General features: G+C 34.6%; 14 protein-coding genes. 12 read left to right on the forward strand and 2 right to left on the reverse strand.

All coding sequences use genetic code 11. From position 1 onward, the window contains the following. Positions 1 to 3: 3 nt before the first annotated feature. A complete protein-coding gene (locus NBRC110019_RS00795; protein ID WP_281751336.1) occupies positions 4 to 753 on the forward strand; it encodes a head GIN domain-containing protein in 750 nt (249 codons plus the stop codon). Next, positions 753 to 1862: a serine hydrolase domain-containing protein gene (locus NBRC110019_RS00800; RefSeq protein ID WP_281751338.1), complete on the forward strand. Its 1110-nt coding sequence runs from the start codon at positions 753 to 755 to the stop codon at positions 1860 to 1862. The genes NBRC110019_RS00795 and NBRC110019_RS00800 overlap by 1 nt, the downstream gene beginning before the upstream one ends. Here the strand turns inward: NBRC110019_RS00800 and gldA are convergent, their stop codons facing one another. Next, entirely contained in the window at positions 1863 to 2756 is an 894-nt protein-coding gene (gene gldA, locus NBRC110019_RS00805; RefSeq protein ID WP_281751339.1) for a gliding motility-associated ABC transporter ATP-binding subunit GldA, read from the reverse strand. 342 nt (positions 2757 to 3098) lie between these two features. Between gldA and NBRC110019_RS00810 the strand changes: the two genes are divergently transcribed. The 4 genes from NBRC110019_RS00810 to NBRC110019_RS00825 are packed head-to-tail and all read left to right on the forward strand — an operon-like array spanning position 3099 to position 7023. Then, positions 3099 to 3926, forward strand: coding sequence for a prephenate dehydratase (locus NBRC110019_RS00810; protein WP_281751341.1), 828 nt, complete (start codon positions 3099 to 3101; stop codon positions 3924 to 3926). Further along, on the forward strand, positions 3926 to 5068 hold the full coding sequence (locus tag NBRC110019_RS00815) for a pyridoxal phosphate-dependent aminotransferase (RefSeq protein WP_373876987.1): 1143 nt from the start codon (positions 3926 to 3928) through the stop codon (positions 5066 to 5068). The genes NBRC110019_RS00810 and NBRC110019_RS00815 overlap by 1 nt, the downstream gene beginning before the upstream one ends. Position 5069: 1 nt before the next feature. Next, positions 5070 to 5930: a prephenate dehydrogenase gene (locus NBRC110019_RS00820; protein ID WP_281751344.1), complete on the forward strand. Its 861-nt coding sequence runs from the start codon at positions 5070 to 5072 to the stop codon at positions 5928 to 5930. Between the two features lie 10 nt (positions 5931 to 5940). Next, positions 5941 to 7023 carry a bifunctional 3-deoxy-7-phosphoheptulonate synthase/chorismate mutase type II gene (locus NBRC110019_RS00825; protein ID WP_281751346.1) on the forward strand — a complete coding sequence of 361 codons (1083 nt, stop codon included), beginning with the start codon at positions 5941 to 5943 and terminating at the stop codon, positions 7021 to 7023. 104 nt (positions 7024 to 7127) lie between these two features. On the opposite strand, the gene NBRC110019_RS00830 is transcribed toward NBRC110019_RS00825, so the two are convergent. Beyond that, complete coding sequence (locus NBRC110019_RS00830; RefSeq protein ID WP_281751349.1) at positions 7128 to 7595, reverse strand: hypothetical protein; 468 nt, start codon at positions 7593 to 7595, stop codon at positions 7128 to 7130. A gap of 421 nt (positions 7596 to 8016) precedes the next feature. Here NBRC110019_RS00830 and NBRC110019_RS00835 point away from each other — a divergent pair, with 421 nt between their 5' ends. The 6 genes from NBRC110019_RS00835 (at position 8017) to NBRC110019_RS00860 (ending at position 16062) form a co-directional block, all read left to right on the forward strand. Beyond that, complete coding sequence (locus NBRC110019_RS00835; protein WP_281751351.1) at positions 8017 to 11268, forward strand: S41 family peptidase; 3252 nt, start codon at positions 8017 to 8019, stop codon at positions 11266 to 11268. A gap of 69 nt (positions 11269 to 11337) precedes the next feature. Next, positions 11338 to 12288 carry a ribosome small subunit-dependent GTPase A gene (gene rsgA / locus NBRC110019_RS00840; RefSeq protein WP_281751353.1) on the forward strand — a complete coding sequence of 317 codons (951 nt, stop codon included), beginning with the start codon at positions 11338 to 11340 and terminating at the stop codon, positions 12286 to 12288. Then, the gene (dtd, locus tag NBRC110019_RS00845; protein WP_281751355.1) at positions 12289 to 12741 is read left to right on the forward strand and encodes a D-aminoacyl-tRNA deacylase; all 453 of its coding nucleotides are present in this window, start codon (positions 12289 to 12291) and stop codon (positions 12739 to 12741) included. Positions 12742 to 12746: 5 nt separating this feature from the next. Continuing rightward, positions 12747 to 13394 (forward strand): TatD family hydrolase, encoded by a 648-nt coding sequence (locus tag NBRC110019_RS00850; RefSeq protein ID WP_281751357.1) that lies wholly within the window; start codon positions 12747 to 12749, stop codon positions 13392 to 13394. After that, positions 13391 to 14104: a tRNA threonylcarbamoyladenosine dehydratase gene (locus NBRC110019_RS00855; protein WP_281751359.1), complete on the forward strand. Its 714-nt coding sequence runs from the start codon at positions 13391 to 13393 to the stop codon at positions 14102 to 14104. Before NBRC110019_RS00850 ends, NBRC110019_RS00855 begins: the two co-directional genes overlap by 4 nt. A gap of 56 nt (positions 14105 to 14160) precedes the next feature. After that, positions 14161 to 16062: a DUF3858 domain-containing protein gene (locus NBRC110019_RS00860; RefSeq protein ID WP_281751361.1), complete on the forward strand. Its 1902-nt coding sequence runs from the start codon at positions 14161 to 14163 to the stop codon at positions 16060 to 16062. Positions 16063 to 16073: the final 11 nt, after the last annotated feature.

Consider the following 16073-nt stretch of genomic DNA (forward strand, 5'->3'; position numbering starts at 1 on the left):
TATATGAAAAATATAAGCTACATAATAATAGTGTTCTGGTTGCTTTTGGGATGTAATTCTGAAAGTACAGGAGATTGTTTTCAAACTACTGGGGGCATTATACAACAAGAAGTAGCTATTTCAGGATTTTCTGAGATTGAAATTAATGAAGGTATTAGTTTGTACCTTACACAAGGTACTACGGAAAGTGTACTTATAGAGACAGGTGAGAACCTGATAAATGATGTGGAGGTCTATATAGAAAATAATAGGTTAGTGGTGAAAGATCATAATAGCTGTAATTATGTGCGTAACTATAATGTAACTAAGGTGTATGTAACAGCGGTGTCACTTACTAAAATCATTAATAATTCACAGTTTGATGTGCATGCAGAAAATACCTTAACATATCCTAGTTTAGAATTGATTTCTGAGAATTATGAAGGAGATGGATTAGCAGTTGGTAATTTTTATTTAAATGTACAAAATACAAGTTTAATTTTCACCTTTAATGATTGGTCTAGTGCTTACATAACGGGTGCAACAAATAATTTAACAGTGAATTTTTATAGCGGTGACAGCAGGTTTGAGGGCGCGGGTTTGGTAGCTCAAAATGTATCTGTATACCATAGAAGTACTAATGATATTATTATATATCCTGTAAATAGTTTAAGCGGACAAATAGTAAGTACCGGAAATATAATCGCTAAAAATGTACCTGCGGAGGTATCGGTATCTACACCGTACATTGGTAGGGTAATAGTTGAAGATTAATGAAGTTAAGAAATAACATAATTGTTCTGGTTTGTAGTGCGATGTTGCAGGTAAGCTGTGCCAGACAAATTCCGAGGTCCGATAATTTTCAGATACCCGAGAACGATGCTGTAAAAGAGTCAGAAGAAATTATTGGAGACTTATTAATAAAACGGAGGATTCCTGGAATGGCTGTGGTGGTTACTAAAAAAGATAGCATTATATGGAAAGCAGGTTATGGTTATGCCGATGTGAGAAAAGGGGAATATATAGACCCAGATAAATCATTGTTTAGAATTGCTAGTATTTCAAAAACGCTGTCGGGCGTAGGATTAATGAAGATGGTAGAAGAAGGGGTCATCGATTTGAATGCATCTGTGTACAAATATGTACCCGATTTTCCGAAAAAGAAATATGATATAACCATTAAGCAACTTGCTTCTCATACTGCGGGAATACGAACTTATAAGGGAAGAGAGTTTTTAAACAGAAAGTTTATGACCATTCATGAGGGGTTAAGCTTTTTTAAAAATGATACCTTGTTGTACGAGCCAGGGAAAGGTTATTTTTATAATAGCAACGACTGGAATTTGGTGGCTGCTGCAATGGAAAATGCTTCAGGGTATGATTTTGAATATTATATGGATCATCAAATACTTAAACCTTTGGGGCTTACCCATATTATTGCAGATAAAGATGAAAAAGTACCTAATAAAGTACAGTTTTATTCTAAAAAAGGGAAGCGGGGAAGGTTTGTGAAAGCAACTAGAGTTAACAATTATTATAAATTGGCCTCGGGGGGGTATTTGGGTAGTGCCTCTGATATATCTAAGTTCGGGAATGAAATTTTATACAATGATTTTCTAAAACCCGAAACAAAAAAGATGATGCTTACCAAACAAATAGTAAATGCGGTGCCAACCTATTATGGCCTAGGCTGGGAAGTAAGTATGGATCATAAAGGAAGACCTTATTATGGTCATTTTGGTAACGGTGTGGGCGGATACGGATACTTCTATGTGTACCCAAAAGAAGAAATGGTGTTTGTGTTTCTAACCAATATCACCAATCCTAAGATTACCGATGAGGTTAGAACCATAATAGATAAACTTATAACCGCTTATAAGTAATTAAGCAGTAAGTTCTCTAAATAAACTTTCTAACGATTTGTTTTGCTGGTTTAGTTGCAGAATCTTAAGTCCGTTATCATGGGCAAAATCAAATACAGCCGGACGCATATCTATTTCTGTGGCAAAGGTAACTTCGTAAACAAAGTCGTAAATGTTTTCCACTTTCGCTACTTTGTCAATTTTCTTTAAAAAGGCTTCTTCCACTCTAAAGTCAAATTCAACTCTAATAATTTGTTGTTGTCCTTTTCTTAAATCATTCAGGTTTTCGTCGGCTACAATTTCTCCTTTATTAATAATAATAACACGGTCACAAATAGCTTCTACTTCCTGCATTATATGGGTAGAAAGTAATACTGTTTTTTGGCTACCTACTTCTTTAATAAGTTTACGAACCTCTATTAGCTGATTTGGATCTAAACCTGTAGTAGGCTCATCTAATATAAGTACATCAGGTTGGTGTTGCAATGCCGCAGCTAGCCCTACACGTTGACGATATCCTTTAGATAATTGTCCGATTTTCTTATGGGCCTCAGGGGTAAGTCCGGTAAGTTTTATAACTTCTTCAATCTGACTTTTTGGAGTACCGTAGATTTTAGCATTAAACGCAAGGTATTCCTTTACATACATATCTAAGTAAAGCGGATTGTGTTCTGGTAAATACCCAATAGATTGCTGAATGTCTTTTTGATTGGTGGTCACATCGAACCCGTTAACCAAAGCACTTCCTTCTGTGGCATTTAAAAAAGTGGTCAATATTTTCATAGTGGTAGATTTACCAGCCCCATTGGGACCAAGAAACCCGACTATTTCTCCTTTTTTAATAGCGAAGCTTACGTTGTTTAGTGCTTTTTGAGAACCAAATGTTTTGGTTAGGTTTTTAACTTCTATAGACATTCTATATAATGAGTTTAACGAGTGATCTTACTTAATTAGATATTGCATCAAAAATAATACATTCTATTACTTTTTGTAACCGAATTATAGCCTATTTTAATTTTAAGTAAAAAAAATAAAAAAAAGGCAATTAGGTATTTCATTATAATTTAAAATGATTTACTTTAGCAATATTACAATTACAAACAGTAACATGATTACAAGAACTTATTTCTGGAACCGTTATTATTTTTACTTCTATTTTAGAAGCGAAACGGGACTGGTATGAGTTAAACGATAAATATAAGTTATAAATTACAGTAAGTCCCGAATTTTTTTCGGGACTTTTTTTTTTGAGTTTATATGAAACAAAAAATAGCAATACAGGGTATTAAAGGATGTTTCCATCATCAGGTAGCATTAGAGTATTTCGGAGAAAACATTGAAATAAAAGAATGCTTATCGTTTGATGCATTAGTAACTTCTGTATTTGATAAGACGGTAGATATTGGTGTTATGGCGATTGAAAATTCAATTGCCGGATCCATTATTCCTAACTATGCATTAATAGACCATAACAACTTGCATGTAATTGGAGAGCATTATATTAATGTAAATCATAACCTGATGGTGTTGCCGGGGCAGCGTATAGAAGATATTACTGAAGTACACTCGCACCCAATGGCATTGCTACAATGCAAAGCATTTTTTAAGCAGTACCCTCATATTAAATTAGTAGAAGGAGCCGATACTGCTGAGAGTGCAAAAAAAGTTAAAGAAAATCAATTATTGGGGATAGGGGCTATAGCTTCTCAAACTGCTGCGGAATTGTATGAATTGGAGGTTTTAAATACTAAAATACAGACAATTAAGAATAATTCTACCCGTTTTGTTATCGTAAAAACAGAAAATTCGGTTTTGTCAAAAGACCAAATAAATAAAGCTTCGCTTCGCTTTGAGTTAGCACACAAAAGAGGCAGTTTAGCGGCAGTCTTAAATGTGATGAGCGATTGTCACTTAAGCTTAACTAAAATACAGTCGTTGCCAATTATAGAAGAACCTTGGAAATATGCCTTTTTTGTAAATGTAACTTTTCAGGAGTATGCAGATTATGAAAAGGCAGTAACGTTACTACGAATTATGGCCGACAAATTTAAAATACTAGGAGAATATAAAAATGCGATGAAATAATGGAAGTTGCAAAACGATTACATACTGTAGAAGAGTACTACTTCTCTAAAAAATTAAGAGAAGTAAGAGGACTGATAGCACAGGGGAAACCTGTAATTAACATGGGAATTGGAAGTCCGGATTTAGCACCTGCCCCGCAAGTGTTAGAGGCTATGAATACGGCATCTTATGAAGATGGGGCACACCAATATCAGAATTATCAGGGATTGCCGGAACTACGTAATGCTATTGCCAACTTTTATAAAACGCATTTTAAGGTAGCTATAAATCCTGAAAATGAGGTATTACCTTTAATGGGGTCTAAGGAAGGGATTATGCATATTTCAATGGCATACTTGAATGAAGGAGATGAGGCGTTAATTCCAAATCCTGGCTATCCAACTTATACTTCGGTTACCAAATTGGTACAAGCAACTCCTGTATATTACGATTTGACAGCTGAGAGCAATTGGTTTCCAGATTTAGAAGCTTTAGAAAAAAGAGACTTATCGAAGGTGAAAATTATGTGGTTGTCATATCCGCATATGCCAACGGGTGCAAAACCAACAGTAGCGCTGTTTGAGGCGTTGATTGCTTTTGCTAAAAAACACCAAATTTTGTTGGTTAATGATAATCCGTACAGTTTTGTGTTGAATGATGAGCAGAGAAGTATATTGGCATTACCGGAAGCAAAAGAAGTAGCTGTAGAGCTTAACTCGTTAAGTAAAAGCTTTAATATGGCAGGTTGGCGAGTAGGAATGGTGTTGGGAAGTAAAGAACATATATCGGCCATATTAAAAGTAAAAAGCAATATGGATAGTGGGATGTTCTATTCTGTACAAAAAGGAGCTATAGCGGCATTGCAATTAGATAAAGATTGGTTTGCTTCATTAAACGAAGTATATGCAAAACGTAAGAAGTTGGTTCTAGAATTGGTGCAGAAGCTAGGATGTACCTATGATCCGGATTCGGTAGGAATGTTCGTATGGTGTAAGCTACCAGAAGGGATTACTTCTTCCGAAACATTTATAGATGAGGTATTGTACGATAAACATGTTTTTATTACGCCAGGAACCATATTTGGAGACAAAGGAGAAGGCTACATACGATTTTCGTTATGTGTAACCGAAGAAAAAATACAAGAAGCAATTAATAGATTTTAAGATGAAGGTATTTGTAATTGGTGTAGGATTAATTGGAGGTTCGTTTGCATTAGCGTTAAAAGAAGCATACAAAAATGTAACCATTTTTGGAATAGATAATAATGATGCGTATTTAAATGAGGCTTTAGAGTTAGGGGTAATTGATGAAAAGGTAGATTGGAATGATTTAGGAGAGGCAGAAATAGTATATACAGCAATACCAGTAAATGTATTATGTGAGTTATTGCCTGAAATATTGGATAGAGTGTCTGATGATACCTTGGTTATTGATGGAGGTTCTACCAAATCATTAATTTGTGAAGCGGTAAAAGAGCACCCAAAACGAAGAAACTTTTTAGCAGCGCACCCTATAGCGGGTACTGAATTTTCAGGTCCTTCTGCGGCTATTAAGGACTTGTATAAGAACAAGACTAATATTATTTGTGAGGTAGAAAAAACAGCTTTTAAATTACAGGAAAAAGCACTAAAAATATTTACAGACATAGGCATGCGCATTCGTTATATGGATCCGCATTCTCATGACAAACACATTGCTTATGTGTCGCATCTATCACATATAAGCGCGTTTATGTTGGGGAAAACAGTTATTGAAAAAGAAGAAGAAAACGAGAGGGATATTTTCGACATGGCAGGTTCGGGTTTTGAAAGCACCGTACGTTTGGCTAAAAGTTCGCCTGCTATGTGGACTCCCATCTTTCAACAAAACAAAACAAATGTTTTAGAGACGTTAGAAAAATATATTGCCAATCTACAGCAATTTAGAGATCTAATGGTTCAAGACGATTATGAGTCTATATATGAAGTCATGGAAAATACGAATAAGATAAAAGAAATATTAAAAGGAATTACCGTAAAAAATTAAAAAGAGACACATGGAAAATTCAGCAGAAATGAGAACGTGGTTAGATGATTTAGCTTTGAGTCATCCATTAGTAATAGCAGGACCTTGTAGTGCCGAGACAGAAGATCAGGTACTTAGTATTGCAAAAGCATTAAAAGATACCGATGTTAATTATTTTAGAGCAGGTATTTGGAAACCACGTACAAGACCAGGTAACTTTGAAGGTGTTGGAGCATTAGGGTTAAAGTGGTTACAGAAAGTAAAGGCTGAAACCGGAATAAAAACCGCTACAGAAGTAGCTAATAAAGACCATGTAAAACTTGCACTTGAGCATGATATTGATTTATTATGGATTGGAGCACGTTCTACGGTAAGTCCGTTTATTATTCAGGAGATTGCAGATGAGTTAAGAGGTACCGATAAAATTGTATTGGTAAAAAATCCTGTAAACCCTGATTTATCTTTATGGTTAGGAGCTATAGAGCGTTTGTATACTGCAGATATTAAAAAGCTTGGTGTAATACACAGAGGTTTTTCTACTTATGAAAAAACCAAGTACCGTAACATACCAGAGTGGCAGTTAGCTATTGAGTTACAACAAAAATTCCCTGACTTACCATTAATTTGTGATCCATCGCACATAACTGGTAAAAGAGATATGATTTTTGATGTTTCTCAAACCGCATTAGACTTAAATTATGACGGATTAATGATTGAAACACATACCGATCCTGATAATGCATGGAGTGATGCTGCACAACAAGTAACTCCTACTGCTCTGGTTCAAATGATGACAGATTTGAGAATGAGAAAGGAAACTGCAGCTGGAGAAGATTATGTAAATAAATTAGCAAACCTAAGAACTCAGATAGACGTTATAGATAACCAATTAATTGAGACACTTGGTAAACGTATGAAGGTAGCTAAGGAAATAGGAGCGCTTAAGAAAACTAAGAATGTTGCTGTTTTACAGAACAACAGATGGAACGAAATCTTAGGTAAAATGATTTTAGAAGGAGAGCAACGCGGATTAAGTGAAGAGTTTGTACTGAAAATGTTTAAGGCTATTCACCAAGAGTCGATTAATCATCAGGAGAAGATATTAAAATCGTAAATTAGAAAAAAGCTATAAAAATTTGGTAGTATCTCACCAAGTGTGTAAAGTATAAATAACGAGGGCTGGAACCCTCGTTATTTTTTGATTAAGTTTAAATTTTATTATTTGGTTTTTAAACGTTTGAAAATATATCTCGTGATAAAAATACCTTTATTATCGCCTTTTCCAGCATCACTTTCTACAGCACTTGTAACAAAAGCTAAATCCCATCCTTCTTCAACCATAGTGTTGATTTTAGAAGTTATTAAGGCATCATTAGCAGCTATATTTTGAAATCTAATCCCTCCAATATTGTAAAAGTTTAAAAGTTTAGTTTCTTCAAAGTTTTTAACACGTATTTCATTTCTTTTAGATTTGTTTTTTTCATTTTTTTCTTTTTCCTCAGATCTAAGAGAGGTAAATTCTTTGTAATCTCTTTGGTCATCCGTAGAAATAAGTCTAGATCTACCCACTCCATTAGGAACAATAGATTCAACACTAGTTACAACTTTGTATTCATACGTTTGGGCAGTAGCAGAAATACTTGTTAGGCATATAGCCAATACAGTAAAAAAAATAATTTTTTTCATAATTTTTGATTTATTTATTGTTATTTATTGTGTAAAAATACATTTTTATTCTTTTAGGCGAGAAAATTATTCTAAAAGCATGGTGCATTTAGAAATTAAAAATTCGTCTAAAGGATTAAATTTGTCTAGTGTAATGAAAAAAAATGTATCGAAAAGAAAATGTATCGAGAACCAAATTTTAATTTGAAGACCTAGTCTAGATACAAAATGTTACCATATTTTCACTCGAGTCGATGATCTCGAAGTTAAAATAGAAAAACACACTATTGGTATTAAGAAGTGTTTTTTTATCATGAGCTTATGGTTTAATTATATGCAAAAAAGAGCGTATAAGCTGTATTATAAAATGTTAAACTTGGTAAATAATGTAACATTTCAAATCTTTCCCTGTCTTTTAAATCGTAACTAATTCTTAGAATTCATGAAAAAACTGATTGTACGCCTGTGTATGCTTTTAAGTATAACAGCACTTAGCGCTCAAGAAAGTGCTAGATGGATGCGGTACCCATCTATTTCTCCAGATGGAAAAACAATTGCTTTTGGGTATATGGGAAACTTATATACGGTATCTTCTGAAGGAGGAGAAGCTGTTCCGCTAACCGTAGGTGAATATTATGATATGCGCCCTGTATGGAGTAATGATGGAGCCACTATTGCATTTGCAAGTGACCGATATGGAAATTTTGATGTGTATACCGTATCTTCTAAAGGGGGCATTCCTAATAGAGTAACATTTCACAGTGCAGATGACTATCCTTATGATTTTACCGTTGATAATTCGGAGGTATTGTTTGGAAGTGGAAGAAATGCACCCGCAGAAAGTGTTCGTTTTCCAGGGACCAGATATTTCCAAAATTTGTATCAGGTGCCAGTTAAGGGCGGTAGAATTCATTTAATTACTGCGGCAGGGACCGAAGAAAGTCATTTTAATGCAGATGGAAGTAAAATTATTTTTCAAGATAGAAAAGGATACGAAGATCCATGGCGTAAGCACCATACGGCTGCTATTACCAGAGATATTTGGATTTATGATATAGCAAATGATAGTTATAAAGAAGTAACTAGTTTTAAAGGAGAAAACAGAGAACCGTTTTTTAGTGCAGATGGAAGCTCTGTATTTTATCTTAATGAAAAAGACGGAACTCAAAATTTATATCAGTTAAACCTAGCTACAGGTTCTGAAACCAAATTGACATCTTATAAAGATTTTCCGGTTAGGGAATTAAGTATTTCAGATAAAGGAGATTTATTGTATACATGGAAAGGAGATTTGTACAAACTTTCTAATGGAGCTCCAAAACAGCTAACTATAAGTATCCATAATGATGCAGGTTTTCAGTTAATAGAAGACAAGAATATTAGTAGTGTAACCGAGTTTGTGGTAAGTCCTAATGGAAAAGAAATTGCCTTTGTGAATAGAGGAGAGGTTTTTGTAACTGCAGTTGATGATTCCAGAACCAAGAGAATCACTAATACGCCACAACAAGAGCGTATGATTAGTTGGTCTCCTGATGGAAAAACATTATTGTATTCTGGAGAAATAGGTGATAGTTGGGATGTGTATAAAGTAACTATGGATCGTCCTGAAGAGAAATATTTCTATGCGGCTACATTGTTTAAAACGGAGCCGGTAGTTGCTACAGAAAAGGAAGAGTTCCAGGCAGAGTTTTCACCTGACGGTAAAAAGATAGCATATATAGAAGAGCGTAATATTTTAAAAGTATTAGATGTAGACTCGGGTAAAATAGTAACAGTTTTCCCTGAAGGTAGAAATTACTCCTATGCAGATGGCGATTGGGGGTATAGCTGGAGCCCAGACAGTAAGTGGTTGTTGGTAGATGATGAAAAGGGATATATGTTTAGTAGCAATACGGCTTTAATTAAAGCGGATGGTACCGGTGAAATTAAACATCCTATCAATAGTGGTTTTGGAGAAAACGGAGCTAAGTGGGCTATGGATGGTAAAATGATGACTTATGGTAGTAGTAAAGAAGGTAGAAAATCGTTGGCTACTCAGGGAAGTAGAGAAGTAGATATTTTTGCTGTGTTTTTTGATCAGAAAGCGTATGACCGTTATACGTTAAGTGAAGACGAATATAAACTACTTGAAGAAATAGAGAAAGACGAGAAAGAGAAAAAAGAAGCTGAAGAAAGCAAAGGAGACGACAAAAAGTCTAAGAAAAAAAGCAAAAAAGATAAAGAAGATAAAGAGGAAGTTACGTCGTTAACATTAAATCTTGAAGATCTTGATTACAGAAAAGTAAAACTTACTATTAATAGTTCAAGTATTAGTGATTATGTGTTAAACAAAGATGGTAGCAAAGTATACTACCTATCTAATTTTGAAAAAGGATTTGATCTTTGGGTAACCGAACCACGTACGCATAAAACCAAAATACTTGCTAAACTAGGAGGTTCTGGAAGTAGTATTGAATTAAGTGATGATGAAAAATTCATATTCTTAAGTAACAGAGGGCATTTAGTAAAAATTAATGCGGAAAGTGGTAGTGTAGAAAATGTGGCTATTGATGCCGATATGAAAGTAGATGCCGCTAAAGAACGTCAATACATATTTGACCATGTATACAGACAGGTTACTAAAAAATTCTACGATCCTACATTGCACGGAATAGATTGGGATATGTATTATACCGAGTATGGTAAGATGTTACCATATATTAATAATAACTACGATTTTAGAGTACTATTAAGTGAGTTTTTAGGGGAGTTAAACGCTTCTCATACAGGTGGTAGATATTACCCTTCACCTTCGGGAGATCGTACTGTTTCACTAGGAGTTTTATATGATGAGACCTACGAAGGAAAAGGTGCTAAAATTGCTGAAGTATTGCATGGAGGTATTTTAGATAAGGCGGAAATAGATGTAAAAGCAGGAGATGTGATTACTAAAGTAAACGGGTATGGCATTACAGCAACCGAAAATCCGAATAAATATTTAATCAATCTTGTAGATAAGAATACTTTATTAACTATAGAGAGGGGGGGTAAGACATTTGATGTTACTGTAAAACCAGAACCTTCTTATGTAGAAAACAGCTTAATGTACAGAAGATGGGTGCATACTATGGAAAAAATGGTTGACTCTTTAAGTGGAGGACGTTTAGGGTATGTACATGTAAGAGGTATGAATGATGGTAGCTTTAGAGAGGTGTATGAAAATGTACTAGGTAAAAATATGGATAAGGAAGCTATTATTGTAGATACTCGTTTTAACGGTGGTGGATGGTTACATGACGACTTGAATACCTTCTTAACTGGTAAAAAGTATTTAACTTTTGCTCCACAAGGACATGCTGTAAAGGGAGGTGAGCCTATGTCTAGATGGACTAAGCCAAGTATTGTCTTAATGAGTGAAGGAAATTATAGTGATGCTTTTATTTTTCCTTATATCTACAAACAAAATGGTGTAGGGAAATTAGTAGGGATGCCTGTAGCAGGTACCGGTACAGCTGTTTGGTGGGAACGCCAAATAGACCCAAGTATTATTTTTGGGATTCCTATGATTGCTACTATTGGTGCTGAAGGCAGACCCACTGAAAATCTGGAGTTAGAACCAGATATTTTGGTGCCATTGCCATACAATGATTTTTTGAATGGAAAAGATACACAGCTGGAAGCGGCGGTAAAAGAAATGCTTAAAGAATTGAAATAGATAAAAAAGCCTCCAATCGGAGGCTTTTTCTTTGTAAATATTGTTATTTTGTATTTCTAATAACAATGCATGATAGGACTTGTTTACAAATCTACCGGAAGTTGGTATACCGTTAAAACTGAAGACGGAACACAATACGAATGCCGTATTAAAGGAAAGTTTAGAATTAAAGGCATTAAAAGTACCAATCCTATTTCGGTAGGGGATAAGGTAGAATTTAATTTGGAAACCCTAGGGGATGAAACCGTAGGAGTAATTCATGAAATACATGATCGTAAAAATTACATTATCCGTAAGTCTGTTAACCTGTCTAAGCGTACCCATATTATTGCGGCTAATTTAGATCAGGTGTTTCTTTTGGTAACATTAAGCAATCCGCCAACATTTCCTAGTTTTATAGATCGATTTCTGGTAACTGCCGAGGCGTATGATATTACCACTGTTTTATTATTCAATAAAGTAGATTCATATACAGAGGAAGAAATAATGGAAGCTAAATACTTAACTGCTGTGTACAGAAAAATTGGCTATGAGTGTATAGAGATATCGGGTACAACAGGAAAAAATGTAGATCAGGTAAAAGATTTAATGATAGGAAAAGTAAGTATGTTTTCTGGGCATTCGGGCGTGGGTAAGTCAACCCTTATAAATGTATTAGAACCCGGATTGGATTTAAAAACAGCTTCTATTTCTGAACAACATAAGCAGGGGCAACATACAACAACATTTGCAGAAATGTTTGATCTTAGTTTTGGAGCTAGTATTATAGATACGCCCGGTATTAAAGGATTCGGGATTGTTGATATGGAGAAAGAAGAGGTAGGCGATTATTTTCCTGAGTTTTTTGCATTAAAACAATACTGTAAGTTTAACAACTGTTTGCATGTAGATGAACCCAAGTGTGCAGTGAAAGAGGCATTAGACAATGATAAGATTGCTTGGAGTAGATATCGCAGTTACTTACAAATTTTAGAAGGAGAAGAAGAGAATTATAGAACTGATATTTACGGAGAAGAATAAGTGAGAGCAGTTGTACAAAGAACCCAAGAAGCAAGTGTAACCGTTGATGGAAACGTGATTTCCAGTATTAAAAAAGGATTACTTGTTTTGATTGGTATAGAAAATGAGGATACGCAGGAAGATATTGAGTGGCTTTCCAGAAAAATTATAGGGATGCGTATTTTTAATGATGCCGATGGTGTAATGAATAAAAGTATTTTGGATGATGGAGGTGATGTTATTGTGGTTAGTCAGTTTACGCTGCATGCATCTACTAAAAAGGGCAACAGACCGTCTTATCTAAAAGCAGCAAAACCTAATGTATCTATTCCGTTATATGAATCATTTGTAAAACAGATAGAGAAAGATCTGGGGAAAAAAGTAGGAACCGGTATTTTTGGTGCCGATATGAAAGTAGCTTTATTGAATGATGGACCTGTAACTATTCTAATAGATACTAAGAATAAGGAGTAATTGGTATGCATTTCATAGATATTCATACACATTCAGAAATTACAGCGGAGAGTAACGTTACAATAGTCAATAAACTTCCACAAGACACGGTCTCAAAAGGGTATTTTTCGGTAGGATATCACCCATGGTATTTGAAAGCAAATGAGGTAACTAATCAATTTGAGTTGCTGACTAAAAAAGCGTTAAGCCCTTTTTGTTTAGCGGTAGGGGAATGCGGTTTAGATAAGGTAGTTGATACCGATTATAATCTACAATTATCAGTTTTTAAAGATCATATAGCACTTTCCGAAACATTGCAAAAACCTTTAATTATTCATTGTGTAAAATCTTTTCAGGAAATATATCAGTTGAAAAAGGAGCTTAAACCATCTCAACAATGGATATTGCATGGGTTTACAAAGAATGAACAGCTAGCAAATCAGATGGTGTCAGCGGGTTTTAAGTTATCTTTTGGTGCGGCACTTTTTAAAAATTCATCTGTACAACGTACTTTTGCAAACTTGTTGCCAGAAAGTTTCTTTTTAGAAACTGATGATCAGTTGGGCATTTCTATTAAAGCCGTATATGAAAAGGCAGCAGCGTTAAGGAATGTGAATATTGAAGAGATTCAACAAATTATAACTAAAAATTTTAAGGAGGTATTTAAGGTATGAGTTGGTTAGAGCGTACAGAGCTATTAGTAAAAGAGGAAGGATTGCAAAAGTTGCAAAAGGCGCATGTATTAGTTGTAGGACTTGGTGGAGTGGGGTCTTTTGCAGCTGAGTTTATTGCCCGTGCAGGAGTAGGTAAAATGACTATAGTAGATGGGGATGCGTTTGATGAAACTAACAAAAACAGACAATTACCAGCATTAGATAGCACTATAGGAAAATCGAAAGCAGCCGTTATGGAAGCTCGTATTAAGGAGATAAACCCTGATATAGAATTAACGGTATTAAAAGAGTTTTTGTCTCCTGAGCGTGCCTTTGAATTGGTAACACCAGAGTTTGATTATGTGATGGACTGTATTGATAGTTTAACACCTAAACTAAATTTAATAATTGCAGCTAAACGTAAGAAGGTAAAGTTAATTAGTTCTATGGGAGCAGGAGGAAAACTAGATGCCTCTAAAGTAAAGGTATCAGACATTAGTAATACCAAAGAGTGCTTGTTTGCCAGACAAATTAGAAAGCGTTTAAAAAAGGTAAATATCAATAAAGGTATTAGAGCAGTATATTCTACAGAAATTCAGATAGCGGAGAGTGTAAAAGAAACAGATGGAAGTAATTATAAACGTTCTTTTTATGGTACTATAAGCTATATGCCTGCGGCTTTTGGCTTACAGGCGGCATCAGAAGTTATTAATTATTTATTGCGAAAATAAAGTTTGTTTAAGGGCGTTTTGTATGAAAATTGTTAATTTAGCCAAAACAACCAATAATGAACAAATTTATAATACCCCTTTTTATCGCTGGGGTGTTTGCTATTTCTGCAAAATCTCAGTCTTATCCAGTCTCAGAAATTCCTGAAAACCTTTTAAAAAATTCGAATGCAGTAGTACGTTTAGATGAAACAAAAGTAACTATTGAAGATAGGCGAACCCAAAAGGTAGAAACCACTTTTGTGATTACTATTTTAAATGAACAGGGTAAACGTTATGCGAGAATGTTTGAGGGTTACGATCCTAATACTAAAATTAAGGAATTAGATGCTTTAATTTTAGATGAAGAAGGAGAGAAAATAGAACATATTAAAGAAAAAGATTTTGAAGATGTGAGTGCTGTGAGTGGCGGTACTTTATACGGAGACTCAAGAGTGAAATATGCCAATTATACGGCTACTTCATATCCATATACGATTGTGTTTACGTCAGAAGTAATTGATCATAACACAGGTTTTATTTCAACTTGGTATGCCTTGTCCCATAATTATGTAGGGGTGGAGAAAAGTGTGTATACGATTACTGCACCCGCCGACCTAGGCTTGCGTACAAAGGAGTTTAATTTGGATGCTTATGATGTTACTAAAGAGAAATCAGGAACCAATATTACATACAGTGTTTCAAATATTCTTGCTTTAAAACCAGAAGTAATGAGTCCGCCTGATGATATGTTATATCCTAAGGTGATGTTTGGGCTAAGTAAGTTTCATTTGGAGGGGTATGATGGAGATGCCTCTTCTTGGATGGCATTTGGCACATGGATGTATAATGAACTTTTAAAGGAAACTTTTGACCTTCCTGAAGAGACTAAACAAAAAATGACAGCATTAGTTGCTGATAAGCCTTCAACGTATGAAAAAGCAAAAGCTATATATGAGTATGTGCAACAAAATACAAGATATATTAGTGTACAAGTAGGTATTGGTGGTTGGAGACCAATGAAAGCTAGTGAAGTGGATGAATTAGGTTATGGAGATTGTAAAGCATTAACTAATTATACCAAGAATTTATTAGATGCTGTAGGTGTAACTTCTTATTATAGCGTTATTTATGGAGAGAGCGACTATCCAAAAAGTCTTGAAGAGGATTTTGTAAGTATACAGGGGAACCATATTATTTTAGATATTCCTATTGATGGAAAAGATGTTTGGATAGATTGTACTAGTCAGGATGATCCTTTCAATTATATAGGAAGTTTTACCGATAACCGAACTGCTTTGGCAATAACACCTGAAGGGGGAGAAATGAAACGAACAACGTCCTATAAAAATGAAGTGAATAAGCAAATTATCACAGCGAACTGTACGATAGATGCAGATGGTTGGTTAGATGGAACGGTTACCTTGGAAGATATGGGGGTAGTTTATGATCGTTTCAGAATATCATTAATGGATAGTGATGAGAAAGAGGAATATTATAAAAGATATTGGAAAAATTTAAATAACCTTACCATAGATAGTATTGCTTTCGAAAATGATAAAACGTCTGTGAAGTTTACTGAAAAGATAACAATTGATGCGCCTTCCATTATTAGTTATACCGGTGATATAGGCTTGTTAATACCAAATTTTTTTAATAATAGATTGAGTACTCCTGAACGTTATAGAAATAGAACTACGCCGTTTTATATTGTTCGTGGATTTGCAGATGAAGATACGTATACTATAGAACTTCCAGAGAATGTAACTATTGATTTTATACCAGATCCGGTACATAAAAGTAATGAATTTGGAAACTATGAAATGCGTATTGAAGCAAATGGGAAGACGCTTGTATATCATAGAAAAATGAGTCTTAATGCGGGAACCTATGACAAAGAAAAGTACAATGATTTTAGAAATTTTATTAGAAGTGCTTCTAAAACAGATAATGCTAAAGTAGTTCTGAAGAAAGTAAATTAATATAGTAGCTA

Source organism: Neptunitalea chrysea (genome assembly GCF_027924145.1).
Classification (GTDB): Bacteria; Bacteroidota; Bacteroidia; order Flavobacteriales; family Flavobacteriaceae; genus Neptunitalea; species Neptunitalea chrysea.

Excerpts from the sequence above, each read along its gene's own strand:
- rsgA (WP_281751353.1), top strand. The coding sequence starts at position 11,338 with ATGATAGGACTTGTTTACAAATCTACCGGAAGTTGGTATACCGTTAAA.
- NBRC110019_RS00850 (WP_281751357.1), top strand. The coding sequence starts at position 12,747 with ATGCATTTCATAGATATTCATACACATTCAGAAATTACAGCGGAGAGT.
- NBRC110019_RS00835 (WP_281751351.1), top strand. The coding sequence starts at position 8,017 with ATGAAAAAACTGATTGTACGCCTGTGTATGCTTTTAAGTATAACAGCA.
- NBRC110019_RS00800 (WP_281751338.1), top strand. The coding sequence starts at position 753 with ATGAAGTTAAGAAATAACATAATTGTTCTGGTTTGTAGTGCGATGTTG.
- NBRC110019_RS00815 (WP_373876987.1), top strand. The coding sequence starts at position 3,926 with ATGGAAGTTGCAAAACGATTACATACTGTAGAAGAGTACTACTTCTCT.
- NBRC110019_RS00855 (WP_281751359.1), top strand. The coding sequence starts at position 13,391 with ATGAGTTGGTTAGAGCGTACAGAGCTATTAGTAAAAGAGGAAGGATTG.
- NBRC110019_RS00825 (WP_281751346.1), top strand. The coding sequence starts at position 5,941 with ATGGAAAATTCAGCAGAAATGAGAACGTGGTTAGATGATTTAGCTTTG.
- NBRC110019_RS00820 (WP_281751344.1), top strand. The coding sequence starts at position 5,070 with ATGAAGGTATTTGTAATTGGTGTAGGATTAATTGGAGGTTCGTTTGCA.
- NBRC110019_RS00830 (WP_281751349.1), bottom strand. The coding sequence starts at position 7,595 with ATGAAAAAAATTATTTTTTTTACTGTATTGGCTATATGCCTAACAAGT.
- gldA (WP_281751339.1), bottom strand. The coding sequence starts at position 2,756 with ATGTCTATAGAAGTTAAAAACCTAACCAAAACATTTGGTTCTCAAAAA.
- NBRC110019_RS00795 (WP_281751336.1), top strand. The coding sequence starts at position 4 with ATGAAAAATATAAGCTACATAATAATAGTGTTCTGGTTGCTTTTGGGA.
- NBRC110019_RS00810 (WP_281751341.1), top strand. The coding sequence starts at position 3,099 with ATGAAACAAAAAATAGCAATACAGGGTATTAAAGGATGTTTCCATCAT.
- NBRC110019_RS00860 (WP_281751361.1), top strand. The coding sequence starts at position 14,161 with ATGAACAAATTTATAATACCCCTTTTTATCGCTGGGGTGTTTGCTATT.